This window comes from Coprobacillus cateniformis (assembly GCF_009767585.1).
GTDB classification, from domain to species: Bacteria; Bacillota_I; Bacilli_A; order Erysipelotrichales; family Coprobacillaceae; genus Coprobacillus; species Coprobacillus cateniformis.
Window position 1 is genome coordinate 2,564,041 of the sequence record NZ_WSNW01000001.1, and the last position, 14,530, is coordinate 2,578,570.

General features: G+C 29.3%; 14 protein-coding genes. 3 read left to right on the forward strand and 11 right to left on the reverse strand.

The features are described 5' to 3' along the window. Window positions 1-106: 106 nt before the first annotated feature. From GQF29_RS18980 to GQF29_RS12600, 6 genes are all read right to left on the reverse strand, one after another. Window positions 107-682 (reverse strand): DDE-type integrase/transposase/recombinase, encoded by a 576-nt coding sequence (locus tag GQF29_RS18980; protein ID WP_333562973.1) that lies wholly within the window; start codon window positions 680-682, stop codon window positions 107-109. Further along, window positions 646-966 carry a transposase gene (locus GQF29_RS12580; protein ID WP_054690568.1) on the reverse strand — a complete coding sequence of 107 codons (321 nt, stop codon included), beginning with the start codon at window positions 964-966 and terminating at the stop codon, window positions 646-648. The genes GQF29_RS18980 and GQF29_RS12580 overlap by 37 nt, the downstream gene beginning before the upstream one ends. Window positions 967-1,687: 721 nt before the next feature. Next, complete coding sequence (locus GQF29_RS12585) at window positions 1,688-2,830, reverse strand: ArgE/DapE family deacylase (protein ID WP_117599193.1); 1,143 nt, start codon at window positions 2,828-2,830, stop codon at window positions 1,688-1,690. Between the two features lie 361 nt (window positions 2,831-3,191). After that, window positions 3,192-3,488 carry a hypothetical protein gene (locus GQF29_RS12590; RefSeq protein WP_236916433.1) on the reverse strand — a complete coding sequence of 99 codons (297 nt, stop codon included), beginning with the start codon at window positions 3,486-3,488 and terminating at the stop codon, window positions 3,192-3,194. Window positions 3,489-4,218: 730 nt separating this feature from the next. Beyond that, window positions 4,219-4,794 carry a DDE-type integrase/transposase/recombinase gene (locus GQF29_RS18985; protein ID WP_333562973.1) on the reverse strand — a complete coding sequence of 192 codons (576 nt, stop codon included), beginning with the start codon at window positions 4,792-4,794 and terminating at the stop codon, window positions 4,219-4,221. After that, on the reverse strand, window positions 4,758-5,078 hold the full coding sequence (locus tag GQF29_RS12600; protein WP_054690568.1) for a transposase: 321 nt from the start codon (window positions 5,076-5,078) through the stop codon (window positions 4,758-4,760). The genes GQF29_RS18985 and GQF29_RS12600 overlap by 37 nt, the downstream gene beginning before the upstream one ends. Window positions 5,079-5,662: 584 nt before the next feature. Between GQF29_RS12600 and GQF29_RS12605 the strand changes: the two genes are divergently transcribed. From GQF29_RS12605 to GQF29_RS12615, 3 genes are all read left to right on the forward strand, one after another. Further along, on the forward strand, window positions 5,663-5,908 hold the full coding sequence (locus GQF29_RS12605) for a hypothetical protein (RefSeq protein ID WP_054690531.1): 246 nt from the start codon (window positions 5,663-5,665) through the stop codon (window positions 5,906-5,908). 165 nt (window positions 5,909-6,073) lie between these two features. Continuing rightward, a complete protein-coding gene (locus GQF29_RS12610; protein WP_054690528.1) occupies window positions 6,074-7,141 on the forward strand; it encodes a tyrosine-type recombinase/integrase in 1,068 nt (355 codons plus the stop codon). A 230-nt stretch (window positions 7,142-7,371) separates the two neighbouring features. Then, window positions 7,372-8,613 (forward strand): IS256 family transposase, encoded by a 1,242-nt coding sequence (locus tag GQF29_RS12615; RefSeq protein ID WP_008789773.1) that lies wholly within the window; start codon window positions 7,372-7,374, stop codon window positions 8,611-8,613. Window positions 8,614-8,968: 355 nt separating this feature from the next. On the opposite strand, the gene GQF29_RS12620 is transcribed toward GQF29_RS12615, so the two are convergent. The 5 genes from GQF29_RS12620 to GQF29_RS12640 all read right to left on the reverse strand — a co-directional run bounded on the left by GQF29_RS12620 (window position 8,969) and on the right by GQF29_RS12640 (window position 14,518). Next, complete coding sequence (locus tag GQF29_RS12620) at window positions 8,969-10,651, reverse strand: GGDEF domain-containing protein (RefSeq protein WP_008787759.1); 1,683 nt, start codon at window positions 10,649-10,651, stop codon at window positions 8,969-8,971. 24 nt (window positions 10,652-10,675) lie between these two features. Further along, a complete protein-coding gene (locus tag GQF29_RS12625; RefSeq protein ID WP_017143866.1) occupies window positions 10,676-12,226 on the reverse strand; it encodes a sensor domain-containing diguanylate cyclase in 1,551 nt (516 codons plus the stop codon). A gap of 261 nt (window positions 12,227-12,487) precedes the next feature. Further along, window positions 12,488-13,078 (reverse strand): DUF1349 domain-containing protein, encoded by a 591-nt coding sequence (locus tag GQF29_RS12630; protein ID WP_008787762.1) that lies wholly within the window; start codon window positions 13,076-13,078, stop codon window positions 12,488-12,490. Between the two features lie 34 nt (window positions 13,079-13,112). Next, complete coding sequence (locus tag GQF29_RS12635) at window positions 13,113-13,700, reverse strand: sugar O-acetyltransferase (RefSeq protein WP_008787763.1); 588 nt, start codon at window positions 13,698-13,700, stop codon at window positions 13,113-13,115. Then, window positions 13,700-14,518: an HAD family hydrolase gene (locus tag GQF29_RS12640; RefSeq protein ID WP_017143865.1), complete on the reverse strand. Its 819-nt coding sequence runs from the start codon at window positions 14,516-14,518 to the stop codon at window positions 13,700-13,702. Before GQF29_RS12640 ends, GQF29_RS12635 begins: the two co-directional genes overlap by 1 nt. Window positions 14,519-14,530 lie beyond the last annotated feature (12 nt).

Below are 14,530 nucleotides of genomic sequence, written 5' to 3' on the forward strand. Positions count from 1 at the left end.
TTTTTATTTTCGCCATAAATATGTATCTCCTTTTTCTTTTATTGTATCAATATTTAAAAAAGTGTGCAGTAGTTTATCTATTTACACACTTTATATTACACTCCCTCTAGCTTAACTGTTTTTTTGCATAACTTCTTTCATACTGATTTGGACTTTGATAATTACAGTGACTATGCGTTCTCACTGTATTATAAAATGTCTCTATATATTCAAATATCAGCTTATATGTATCATCATAATTTTGGATTTTGTACTGGTTTAACCACTCCCTCTTTATTAATGAGTGAAACGATTCTATACATGCATTGTCCCATGGACATGCTTTTTTTGAATAGCTTCGTTTCATTTTTTCTGTTATTTCTTTATATAATTCACTTGTAAACTGTATTCCTCTATCACTATGTATTATTACTGGTTTTTCAATGTTTCTTCGCTCCTGTGCTATTTTTATTGCTTCAAGCACTGATTCTGCTGTCATATCTTTTGTAAGTACCCATGATACTATTTTCCTTGAAAACAGGTCCATTACACTTGTCAAATAAACAAAACCTGAAACACCAAGTATTTGAGTTACAGCTCTTAAAGAAACACTTTTAATACCAGCAGTCTCTTCTATGTATTCTTTGATTGCCTCATAAAGTACGTTTACTGGCTGCTTACTATGCTCATAGCTTTTTTTAATATTTCAACGGCATCTTTCAGATCTCTGTTTTCTTTTTTTAAACGAGCAAGTTCTTTTGCGTCATCACTCGAAAAGTTTCCTGATCCTCTAAATAAATCTCTATTTTCATCTTTACTTTCATTTTTGACTTTTGTGTCACTAAACTGTTTACACCATCTATGAATTGAGCTGTTGGAAATTCCCAAGTTTTTAGCTACTTGTTCAAAAGTTAATTCAGGATGATCTTTTCTATATTGAACTGCATCCAATTTAAATTGTTTATCTATCACTTTTTTCCTTGCCATATTTAGTACCTCTTTTTCTTATTTTAGATTAGTATTCTTTTCAAAATTTTTCAATTCATTTTTTTAGACATTATTTCTATTTAACTGGTACTAAATTTATACTAGCACTATCACAGCGTACTCTGACATTATATCCGAGAAAACGAGCAAAAGTATTACTATGTGTAATCAGAGTTTTTTCTTTACTAAATTCCATCTCTAGTGTGATACTTATAAATTATGTAAGTTCTTGCTTAATTTTCTCACAATCCTGTCGATTACCATTTCAGATTACCTCATTTCTTGTTTTTTTCATATAATAATTTTCTTAAAAACTGTCCAATTTAGTGTATTTTATCCAACTCTATCTCTCATATATAAAGAATTGACAGAAAATATGATAAAAAGCTATTCAAAAAAGCTACCTGCGAAATAATGCATGTATAGAAACATTTCATGCATCAATAAAACGTGAGTGGATAAACAGATTTAAAATCCAGGGTTATGAAAACTAATATTTGAATAGTTGGAAAAATTTTTAAACACAATGAGAATACGTTCGCATTGTGAATATATGTTGCCGGACCAATTTGAGAAAAAATATAAAATGTTAGACGAGACAAACTAAATTCTTGTATTTAACTTGTCCGAAATCTTGACATAGTACCAGTGCTTCATACACTGTACAATACCTAATCAGCGAAAAAATCTAATTACTATTTTTCTCTATAAAGTTCATTAATTATTCATCACTTAAGTAGGTAGTAATTATCTTTTTATAGATGTCAATTTGTTCAAAATAATTACTAATTTCCACATATTCATTGATTTGGTGAGGAACTGTAGTAACACCAGGTCCAAAAACCACTATATCAAATTGTTTCTGTGACTTTATAAACTCTGCAGCATCTGTAGTAGCAGGGCCTCCTAAAACTGGTAACGGTGTATCAAACTGTTTTTGAATAGCTTGAATCAATGTGGAGTTTTTGTTGGCTTCAACGGGAATTTTGTTGTAATTAATAGTTAACTCCAATGGAAATAAATTATCTTGATTTAATTGTGCAACTGTTTCCTTTAATAGAGCAATCACTTTACCATTATCAAATTCTGGTATAGTCCGTATATTTCCTTGTGCAATAGCCTTATTTGGAATACTATTTATTTGGGTTCCACCGCGAATAATTGTGACATTATGTATTGTTTTTCCCAATTCTTCATTGATATAATCGTTTGATATCTTGTCCATTTTTTGATTGAATACCATAATGCAATCATTTAAACGTCTAATAGCATTATATCCCTCCTGTGGCATTGAACTATGTGCTTCTTTACCATTAGACACTACCGTATAGTTAATAGATCCTTTATGAGCATAGCCTAAAACATATCCAGTAGGTTCCCCAATAATAAGTGCATCCAAATCATCTGTATAACCTTCTTTTGTCAATTGTTCAGCTCCTAGTTCTCCAACCTCTTCCCCAACAGTCGCCAACAATTTGATTGTCCCATTAAATGGACATCCTTCTTCTTTTAATTCAATCATAGCAATGACCATCGCCATTAATCCGGCCTTCATATCTGTCGATCCGCGTCCATAGAGACGATTACCTTCAATATGCGCCTCAAAAGGTGGATAATTCCACATGCTTTCATTTCCAGCAGACACAACATCCATATGCCCAGAAAGCCCTAAGACTTTGCCGTGCCCTGTAGAAATAGTTACAACCAAGTTATCTCGTCCTGGACAATAAGGCACTCTTTCACTTTCAATACTGTAATCTATAAATAGTTTAGAAAGATAGGATGCTACTTCTGCTTCTTTCCCGTTTACTGATGGAATTCGAATAACATCTTGTAATACTTGAATTTTTTTTTGATCATTCATATCTTATACCTCCAATATCATTATAATCTGCTACTATTAGTTTAGCTCAGAATTTAGAATAATAAACTAGTATAAATGAAAAACGATTAGAAAGATGCATAAGCCAACATCATTATTCAAATCTTTTATTTCATTTTTATAATTAAAGAGTTCTTTTAGCCAATTACTGTAACTTCATACACTAATTTTAATAAAAAAGTAATGATTTAACATTTTTTAATTTGGATTATATTAGCTAACTCGTCATCATCAAATTTTATAAAAAATTCTTTTTCAAACAGTTGTAAATTTTCTTTCAAATCATTATATAAAGGCTTGTTTCATTTCTTATTGATTTATTCTCTTTTTGTAATCGATAGATTTAACATGTAATATGCATAAATAACCCAACTTCCTGATCAGATGATAAGCCATGCAATACTTTCTTTATTCTAAGAATAGTCTTTGGCAAAATTTTCTTTAATAACTGAAGGTCAAAACCTTCCAACTGTTCTTCCAAGTAAGCATATATCGCATCATAATTTACTGACATGACAGATTCTAAAGTTTCTAAAGATAACAAAATATCTAGTTTATCTGATGAAATATCAAATAGTTTTGAAATTGGAATGTATGGTATACCATATAATTCTTGATTATAAGTCCCTACCTCACACACAATCCTTTGTTTTTTTGTATTTGATTTACTTTTCTTAGCAAGTATTCATGATCAGAAATCACTAATAGAATTATATCCGTATTTTCTAAATACGAATGTGACTCAATATAATTTTTTATTTGAATAGCCGCACTCTCTCCAGTTATACGCAAACTAATGATTGCTTAAGAATTCTCTTGTTTTTGATACTATTGCTGAATTTCCGAATATATTTGTTGATAAGAATCAATCTCTTCAAAGAATCGTGACAGCCCACTTTTCGAGAACAGTCTAATGCGATAAGGGTAGCTGGGATACAAACATATTTAATGTTTATTCCAGTTTCAATAACTATTAAAAGTAAAGTCTAAAAATGCTAATTATTGAATGAATCACATAATTGCATTTCAGATATATTTGAACCTTTAAAATTGTATGACAAATAGAGCATCTATACATGTGCTCAAAAAGAAGATATTTATAGAAAAGAACCTAAGATGCTTTGATATGCGAGCGACCAAATTTTTCAAGTTGATAAATAACTGATGCCAAGCGCAAAAGCAAAATAAGAAAGACTAACAATGATAAAAAAGAGACTTTTCTTATTTGTTCAGTATTCTTTGATAGAGATTATACTAGAGTCGCTCAGCGTAAGCTCGATATGAAACAAGCTCGTGAATTAACCCGTCATCATGCTTCTGTTACTGGTACTACGTCAAGAAAAAGTACCAGTTAAACTGAAATATTTCATCTAGCTTAACTGTTTTTTTGCATAACTTCTTTCATACTGATTTGGACTTTGATAATTACAGTGACTATGCGTTCTCACTGTATTATAAAATGTCTCTATATATTCAAATATCAGCTTATATGTATCATCATAATTTTGGATTTTGTACTGGTTTAACCACTCCCTCTTTATTAATGAGTGAAACGATTCTATACATGCATTGTCCCATGGACATGCTTTTTTTGAATAGCTTCGTTTCATTTTTTCTGTTATTTCTTTATATAATTCACTTGTAAACTGTATTCCTCTATCACTATGTATTATTACTGGTTTTTCAATGTTTCTTCGCTCCTGTGCTATTTTTATTGCTTCAAGCACTGATTCTGCTGTCATATCTTTTGTAAGTACCCATGATACTATTTTCCTTGAAAACAGGTCCATTACACTTGTCAAATAAACAAAACCTGAAACACCAAGTATTTGAGTTACAGCTCTTAAAGAAACACTTTTAATACCAGCAGTCTCTTCTATGTATTCTTTGATTGCCTCATAAAGTACGTTTACTGGCTGCTTACTATGCTCATAGCTTTTTTTAATATTTCAACGGCATCTTTCAGATCTCTGTTTTCTTTTTTTAAACGAGCAAGTTCTTTTGCGTCATCACTCGAAAAGTTTCCTGATCCTCTAAATAAATCTCTATTTTCATCTTTACTTTCATTTTTGACTTTTGTGTCACTAAACTGTTTACACCATCTATGAATTGAGCTGTTGGAAATTCCCAAGTTTTTAGCTACTTGTTCAAAAGTTAATTCAGGATGATCTTTTCTATATTGAACTGCATCCAATTTAAATTGTTTATCTATCACTTTTTTCCTTGCCATATTTAGTACCTCTTTTTCTTATTTTAGATTAGTATTCTTTTCAAAATTTTTCAATTCATTTTTTTAGACATTATTTCTATTTAACTGGTACTAAATTTATACTAGCACTAGTTATTAAAAGTAGATGATGTAAGAAAAAAATATTTTAATAAAGAAATATCTGTACTAGAGACAGCATTAAGAATGGTAGATTCTTATAAAGAGTATGGACAAAAAAATTATGATGAAATGCTAAAAAAATAGAAAAACAGCATTTAGGTAATGATAATTTTGTAATTCAAACTTATCATATAGAAACGGCATTTTGGCAAAAAGAGAACGAAGAGCGTGAAAGGAAAGCAAAAGAATTAGAATTACAAAGGAAACGTGAAAAGCCAGATGAACAAGTTGAAAATGAACCAGTCCCAAAAGAAGAAAAAGAAGAACATCAAATTCCTACATTTAATAATTATGACAATCTGCCACATTATTATTTTGAGACATCTTTATTAGAAAAAATAAAGATATCGTTGTTATATATTGCATTTGTTTTTAAAAGAATATTTTAAAAACAAACATGAGAAATGAAAGGGTGTGAAAAAAAAGTGTTTTATTATAAGAAAAATAAGAAGTATGCTGAAATAATGCCACATACAAAAAATAAAGTTATTGAAAAATATACCATCTTAAAAACCGATCAAGCTGATTTAGGCTGGGAAACAGTTTCAACCGTTCCAGTTGTAGAAATAAATGGAATTCGTATGATTGATGAAAAAATGATACGAATTTTAAGGGAACTGATATATCAGGAATATGAAATTTTAGGTAAGAAAGAAAACAATAAATATTAATAATATCTTTATTACCAATAATTGTAAATAATAAAAGTAAGAATATGCATAAAATGATGAATATAATAAAAAATTGTCGAAAATAAGATATAATAAGAAAACCGGTGGAAAAATATGGAAGACGTCTTTTAAAATAATAATAGAATTTTAAAAGGGAGTGTAATTATGTTTTTAGAAATGGTTTTTAATGAATTTATAAATGATAAGATAATTGATGTTGTTGATTCTACAATAGAGACAATAGAAAATAGATATAAAATTATAGATAAATACTTTCATAAAATTGATATAGAAAGTGTTAATAATAAAAATGTAGTGAGAGAGTTTCAAAAATATTTATTAAAAGATTGTAATTATAGTGTAAGTCACACAAATCATATAGTCGGATTGTTGAAACAAATATTTAAATTTGCAAAAGAAATGGGAATTATTGAATGCAATCGTATAGCTAGTATACCGACAATAAAAAAACAAGTTAAAATAGTAGAAGAAAAAAATGTTTGGAACTTAAAACAATATAATGATTTTAGATCTAATATTAATGTGATAAGAGATAAAGTCATATTTGATATGCTTTATTATTTAGGATTAAGAAAGGGTGAGTTGCTTTCGTTAAAATGGAGTGAAATAGATTTCTATAATAAAAAAATTAGAATACTTTCAACAGCAAGCAGAAAAAAGAAAATCGGTCAGGTTATAACACCACCAAAAACGTTAAATGGAAATAGAACATTAATAATGAATGACAGCTTATATAATTTATTATTTGATTATTATATGTCATTGAGAAAAAGATATGGCAATATTGATGAACTGTTTGTAGTAGGTAATGTTAAGATGATGAGTTTCAGTGTATTACAAAGATTATTAGATAAATATCAAAAAATGGTTGATTTACCAAAAATAACCTTACATGGGTTTAGACATAGTCATGCGACTATGCTTGCAGAATTAACAACAGATATAAAAAGCGTAAGCAAGCATTTGGGACATGAAAGCATAGAAACAACTGTTGATATATATTATCATTCATCTAATAAATCACAAGAAAGATTAGCAAGAATAATTGAGGATAAAATACAAGCAGAAAATAAAGGACAGTTTGAAGTTTTGAAAAATGCAATTGAAAGACTTTTGGTTGGAGCAATAGGTTCAAGCGATTATACAAGTTCTGAATTAGATCGAATTATACATATGTATGATTATGTACGAAAGGAGGAGATAATAAGTTAAAATAAAACTTGAAATATAATGAAAGTATGATATAATATAATTAGCAAAAAAGCAGAGATAGTGCGGTTGATAAGTGGTGCAGACCCTGTCACCCGCACCAAGAAAAAATATACTCTAAGTTCTTGATATACAAGAATTTAGGGGAGTGTAATATAAAGTGTGTAAATAGATAAACTACTGCACACTTTTTTAAATATTGATACAATAAAAGAAAAAGGAGATACATATTTATGGCGAAAATAAAAAGAGATCCTAAAGCTGTTGCTTTAGCACAAGAAATAGTAGATCATTATAATCCTGAATCGGTAGAAGATATGGATGAAGCACTAAAAGAAATATTTGGTCCTTTATTCGAAAGTATGCTTCAAGGAGAATTGAACAATCACTTAGGATATAGTCCTCATTCTAAAGAATCTAAAAGTACAACCAATCGAAGAAATGGTTATGGTAATAAATCATTGATAACTACTAGAGGTGAAATTGATATCGAGGTTCCTAGAGATAGAGATGCAACATTTGAACCTAAGTTAATTCCTAAACGTTCTAGAGATGTATCTGCGATAGAAAACAAAGTACTTGCTATGTACGCTAGAGGAATGTCCCAACGAGATATTTCCAATACCATTGATGATATATATGGGTTTTCAATCTCTGCAGATACCATCTCTGATATAACGGATTCTATTCTACCAGAACTAGAAAACTGGCAGACTAGGCCATTAGAGAAGTGTTATGCATTTATGTTTGTAGATTGTATGTACGTAACTATTAGGAGCGATTATGAGACTAAAGAATACGCAGTATATACAATTCTTGGTTACAATTTAAAGGGGCATAAGGAGGTGTTAGGATTATGGTTAAATGAAAGCGAGAGTAAACATAAGTGGATGCAGATATTTGATGAGATTAAATCTAGAGGAGTGGAAGATGTATTCTTTATTTCTATGGATGGAGTATCTGGTTTAGAACAGGGAGCTAAATCGATATTTCCAAATGTAGTGGTACAAAGATGTATTGTTCATTTAATAAGAAATTCTATTAAATATGTACCAAGTAAAGATTATAAAGTATTTACGAGTTCATTGAAAAAAGTATATGGTGCTCCTACATTAAAAGCCTGTAAAAGTGCCTTTGAATCCTTTCGACAGCAGTGGTCACAATATCCAGGGGCAGTAGATGTTTGGGTTAGAAACTTCAACCATGTGGAACAGTTATTTGATTATGGCGCAGCTATTAGAAAGATTATGTATACGACTAATGCAGTAGAGGCTATTCATTCCAGTTTTAGAAAAGTGACAAAAAAAGGCGCTTTCCCAAATGAAAACGCACTTCTTAAATTACTGTATTTACGAGTGAAGGAACTTGATCAAAAGTGGGTATCAGGTCATGTGCCTAATTGGTCAATGGTCATGAACCAACTTCTGATCAATGATAAGTTCACCGAAAGAGTTAATAAATATTTGATTTATTAAAAGAACTTACACAGTTTTCTTGACACTCCCGAATTTAGAGTTTTTTTATTTTCTATCTATCTTTGTTTGTTTTAAAAGTTTAATAAAATCATTTTATCTTCAATTATTCTTAAAATATTTATAATAGAAATTAAGCAGATTTGTACAACATTCAATTTTTTATAGTAGAATTGTATTTTAATATTTTTTGCTTAATAAAGTTACCTAGCTATTTACAAATAGTTTAATTAATAAAATTTTCCTTTCGCCTGATTCATTTTGTCGTCTCAAATAGGAAAAAGAGAGAGTTCTGTAACATGAAAATCAGTTACTAATCCATTTAAAAACATTTCATCAATAAAATATATATAATTAACTAATTTTTCTGGCAATATTTCTTTTCAAATTCTTCTTTAGTCATAGGTTTTGAAATATAATAGCCTTGGATACTATCAACATTCATGTCACAGACAGTATTTAATTCATCAATATATTCAACGCCTTCTACACAAACAGATATGCCAACACTATGACAAAGTTTAATAACAGCCTCAATAAATGAACGATTAAAACTATGATCCTTATCATTTATAAAAGAAATAAATAATCTATCTATTTTAATAATATCAGCAGGAGATTGTGAGAGTAATCCTAAAGAAGAATAACCTGTTCCAAAATCATCCATTGCAAAACGAATACCAATATCTCGTAAACTTTTAAAAGCATCTTTTAAGATTAACATTTCAGTCACAAAATAACTTTCAGTAAGTTCTAAAACAATATGACGAGGTGATAAATTGTATTTACTAAGTAAATGTTTTACAAACATAATAAAGTCTTTATCAATAATTTGCAAATATGATACATTGATATTCATAACAAATTCAGGATAGAAATTTAACCATTCTTTACATGTTATAAAAGCCTGTTCCATGATCCATTTACCAACCGGTATAATACTATTATCTGATTCTAAAAGTGGAATAAACTCAGCTGGTCCAATTTTTCCATGAGTTTCTGATGTCCATCTAAGCAAGACTTCTACACCTTTTAATTCAAGTCCATTTGAACTTACGAAAGGTTGATAGACAAGTGAAAAATCTTTCATACCTGCTAATACACTTCGTTGTAATTGATTAATTATTTCCATTGTATAGAGATTACTCTTCAAGAGTTCAGGAGAATAAACTGTACATCGGTTTTTTCCTCCTTTTTTTGAAGCATCCAAAGCGCTCATAGCACATTTTATCAATTCTAAATAATCATAAGCATCTTCACCAAGCATAGCAATACCACCAGAAACAGTACAAAAATATGAACTTCCATCAATTTCATGCTCATGATTTGTGTAAAACTGTATTTTTTGATATATATTTTTCATATCAGATATTGTTGCTTGAGGATAAAAAATAGCTATTTCATCTCCATCAAATCGATAAACACTAGATTCATGTGGTACAGTACTAACTATCATCTGAGCAATATTACGGAGCACAGTATCACCAAAAATATGATTTTTTAAATTATTTAAACGACTAAAATTATCTAATCCAAGAAGCAAAAAACCACCTTTTTCATAACCTTGATTTTGAAATAAGTCAATTGTATTTTTGCATTCTTCTTGAGTTAATAAGCCAGTTGTTCGATCAACCTTTCCACGACCGCCAATAGGTGTCACAACGCCTGCAAACATTATAGGATTTTGATCTTCATCACGTGTTAACAAGCCACGGCATACAACCCAGATATATTCCTTTTTCCGATTTAAGACTTGATACTCTAAATTATGTTCATTGGTACGACAAGAGAGCATATCTGAAATAGAATCCTGATATCGTTTTTGATCTTTTTCATGAACCAATTTTCCCCAAACAGAAATAAGATCTTCAACAATTCTCCCTGGTAAATCAAAATCTTCATACATATTATCCGAAATCAATGAGATATTTTGTTTCATGTCAACAATATATATATAATTTTCAGTACTCTTAACGACAGCATTATAAAAGTCATTGATATCAACTTGAAATGACTCTGGAATATGTAAATTTTTATTCATCTCTTTTCACTTCCTATCTATAAATTATTTATGAAATATACAACATTTTGATCTTCCTGTTTGCTTAGCCTCATATAATGCTGTATCACTTTCTTTAATAAGTTCATCAACTATTTTTTGGTTATCAGTTGTATAAGAAATTCCAACACTCGCAGATAAATTATAATAATATCTACTTTTTTTAAATTGTTCTTGCAAAGCTATAATTAAATTATTACCTTGTTCAATTAATTCCTGTTTACTTATAATACCATATTTTAAAACAAGAAATTCGTCTCCTCCTAAACGAGTAATTGTATCATTTGGGAAAAGCTTATGTAGTATTTGAGCACTTATTTTAAGGACTTCATCACCAATTTGGTGACCATATGTATCATTAACTATTTTAAAATGGTCTAAATCTACATAAAGAATAGAAATCTGGTCAAACGAGTGATGCTCTGAATAATATTCATAAAAATATCTTCTATTATATAAACCAGTTAAAAAATCAGTATGAGAATTATTACTTAACTGTTGTTCTAATAAGAATGCTTCAGTAGTATCTCGATATATACAGAGTTCACCAATATGATTCTTAAAGATATCATATACTTTTTCATAACTCATATCTAGAATACGCTCTTCATCTTCATAAGATAGAAAAATTTTCCCATTATCTTCTCTTTTCATATACTTTTGTTGAATCAAGAGACTATGATACCAATCATCATACGTTTTACCTATAATTTTATTTTTAACAGTATGAAAATATTCTTCAAACTTTTTGTTGATATTCAGAATGACTCCATCTTGATTTCTCAATAATACTGCATAAGGCATACTATTAAAAAGAATTTCCATTTCTGTACTCATGTTCTCTAAATCTGTAATATCATGACCAATTCCTACTGTTCCTATCAGCTCACCATCCGGATTAAATAATGGTGATTTATAGGTTCTAAATTGACGCAAACCATTTCGGCTTTTAACGAGTTCATTAAATTGACATGTCTTTTTTTCTTTTTTCACAATATCTTCAGTTTTGGCACAATCATCAATTTTAACATCCCATACTGAACAATGATCTTTTCCTTCGATCTCTTTTTTCTTTTTTCCTACTGTTTGACAAAAAACATCATTAACTTTCATATGAATACCATTGATATCTTTAAACCAAACCAAATCAGGCATACTATCAATTAATACATTTAAATATGTGTTGTTGAGCCAAAGGTCTTCACCCTGTTTCATATTTTGATAAATTTGATGAACACGTTTATTTAAATACTCGAGTTGAATAGGACGTATAAGTACTTCATCTGCAACTTCATAATAGTCATTGCATAAATCATTTTTATAATCACTAATATAAAAAAGATAAGTATTTTCTTTCATCTGATTACGATAGTTCAAAAGGCATAATACTGGTAAATCACATATAATTATATCACTATTTTGATAATTTTCATTATAATTTGATAATGTCTCAATATTATAATTGATATGTTTTTTAGTTTCTAACATTTGGGTTAAGGCATTTTGTATGTCAAAGTTCATAGAAAAAATAGTAATTGTTTTTATTTTATGATACATAATTATCTTTTCCTTTCTGCCTTTTCTTATAGATTATCGCTATATCTTTTGAAAGCGGTTTCTATATATAATTATTATATTACTTATAGTGTTTAAAAATCTATAAAAAAGATAAAATATTTTATATTTTACATAATTATATGTTATTATATAAATCTCTTTTTTATTGTTGTATATAGATATTATGAAAGTATCAGAACAATTAAATAGATGTCTTAAACCTTTTTATAAATAAAAAAGTCCAGATTTTATTCTGGGCTTTTATATCAATGGCAAATCATTGCCATTTCGAATATCTGTTAATCTTTTCTTTTTAAACAAAATATTTGTAAAACATCTCATTCCACCGTCTCCTAATGGGGATTGAGCAGAAAAACCAACTTTAATTGTTTTTCTCATTGGTAAATAGGTTAGTCTTGCCATAGAGAATATTCTTCCATCTAGAGAATAATGAATAGCAAACATATTGTCTTTTCTTGCCAGTTGCAGCCATATCTCTTGAGTGTCTACAATAACGCCATTTGCATCATCTGAATGTTCATTTGTCATAACAGTTACGATTGAATGAGTCCCTATATCAGTCAACTCGAAACATGCTTTTGCCCATAATCTATCATGGTCTTGGGCGAGTAGAACGCAAGCATCATATGTTGATAAAAAGTCATGACTTACTTTTGCTCGCAAGATGAAATCACCTGTCACTTCTTGATAAAGAAAAGGAGCAGATGTTATGACGTCATGATTAACTGGATTAACAAAATAATCAGTATGTTCAGGTGCGTAGATTTCAATTCCATTATCTATTTCATGATATTGACTTTCATTTAACCACTTTAAATTTTTGTATATCATTTGTATTTCCTCACTTTCATTTTTCTGACATAAACTATCGACGTTTGTTTTCACGTTTCACTTGGCAAGGATTTCCATAAGCAATAACATTTGAAGGAATATCTTTTGTGACAACGCTACCTGCTCCAATGACAACATTATCACCAATTGTGACTCCTGGCATAATAATAGCGCCACCACCAATCCATACATTATCACCTATAATAACAGGAGCAGTCATTGTTTTACAAAAATTAAATTGAGTATCAACACTATCTCCAAAGCGGTCTAAATAATGAGTAGGGTGAAAAGCAGTATATATTTGAACATTTGGTGCAATCAAAGCATGATTACCAATAATAATTTGATTATCATCTAAAAAGGTACAATTCATATTGATCTCACAATTATCACCAAGATAAATATGACAACCATAATCAACATAAAATGGTGCAGTAATCCATAAATTTTCACCAAAGCCACCTAGTAGTTGTTTTAATATTTTCTTTTTATCCTCTATATTGTTTGCATCTGCGAGATTATAATCTCTCGCTAAATTTTTCCCTAAATACCAAAGTTCTAACAACTCTGGATCTCCACAGTCATAAATTTCACCAGCTAACATTTTTTCTTTTTCTGTCATTAAATGTTTCCTCCTAATATTTTTTCTAATAAGAAATAAGCAACACCATCATTTTGATGGCTTCCTGTTATATAATTTGCATAAGATTTCGTAAGTGTACTTGCATTTTCCATTGCCACACCTATTCCAGCATCACGAATCATTTCAGCATCATTATCAGCATCTCCAAAAGCAAGTAAATTTTTAAGTGACAAATCATGCCATGAACATACGAGCTCTAAACCTAAACTTTTGGATAATTGAGGATCCATATATTCATATTCAATTTGGCCTGCTTGCAAAGATTTGAGATGGGGATGATTCAATTTTTGACCATGTTCTCTAATATATTTCATATCTGATGGATGAGTGATGACAATAAGTTTGCTTTGTTTTGACTTATAAATATCTTGAAAGTTTTCTACTATATATGGAATATTATCACTTGTTGCTAATCGTTTGGCAAGATCATCATCTTTAAAAACTGCCAAATAATCATCTTTATATACACCAAAATTAACTGGGAAACCTTGAAAATGTGTGATAATCTTTTCAATCAGTTTGCCATCTATTTGAAAACATTTTTCCTCTCTATTCAATCTGTAGTCTTTAATATGTCCGCCATTTAATCCAATCACGATATCTACAATATCCTTATTCATTTGCCACTTTTCCATAAGATTTTCAATAGAACAGATTGGTCTACCTGTGGCATAGCCAAAAAGATAACCATTTTCTTTTAATTTCTTAATTGTATTTATAGTTAATTCGCTCATCATTTCTTCTTCATTTAATAATGTTCCATCTAAATCACAAATAATTATTTTTATTTCATTCATCTTATTATCCTC

Excerpts from the sequence above, each read along its gene's own strand:
- GQF29_RS12580 (WP_054690568.1), bottom strand. The coding sequence starts at position 966 with ATGGCAAGGAAAAAAGTGATAGATAAACAATTTAAATTGGATGCAGTT.
- GQF29_RS12585 (WP_117599193.1), bottom strand. The coding sequence starts at position 2,830 with ATGAATGATCAAAAAAAAATTCAAGTATTACAAGATGTTATTCGAATT.
- GQF29_RS12600 (WP_054690568.1), bottom strand. The coding sequence starts at position 5,078 with ATGGCAAGGAAAAAAGTGATAGATAAACAATTTAAATTGGATGCAGTT.
- GQF29_RS12610 (WP_054690528.1), top strand. The coding sequence starts at position 6,074 with ATGTTTTTAGAAATGGTTTTTAATGAATTTATAAATGATAAGATAATT.
- GQF29_RS12615 (WP_008789773.1), top strand. The coding sequence starts at position 7,372 with ATGGCGAAAATAAAAAGAGATCCTAAAGCTGTTGCTTTAGCACAAGAA.
- GQF29_RS12620 (WP_008787759.1), bottom strand. The coding sequence starts at position 10,651 with ATGAATAAAAATTTACATATTCCAGAGTCATTTCAAGTTGATATCAAT.
- GQF29_RS12625 (WP_017143866.1), bottom strand. The coding sequence starts at position 12,226 with ATGTATCATAAAATAAAAACAATTACTATTTTTTCTATGAACTTTGAC.
- GQF29_RS12630 (WP_008787762.1), bottom strand. The coding sequence starts at position 13,078 with ATGATATACAAAAATTTAAAGTGGTTAAATGAAAGTCAATATCATGAA.
- GQF29_RS12635 (WP_008787763.1), bottom strand. The coding sequence starts at position 13,700 with ATGACAGAAAAAGAAAAAATGTTAGCTGGTGAAATTTATGACTGTGGA.
- GQF29_RS12640 (WP_017143865.1), bottom strand. The coding sequence starts at position 14,518 with ATGAATGAAATAAAAATAATTATTTGTGATTTAGATGGAACATTATTA.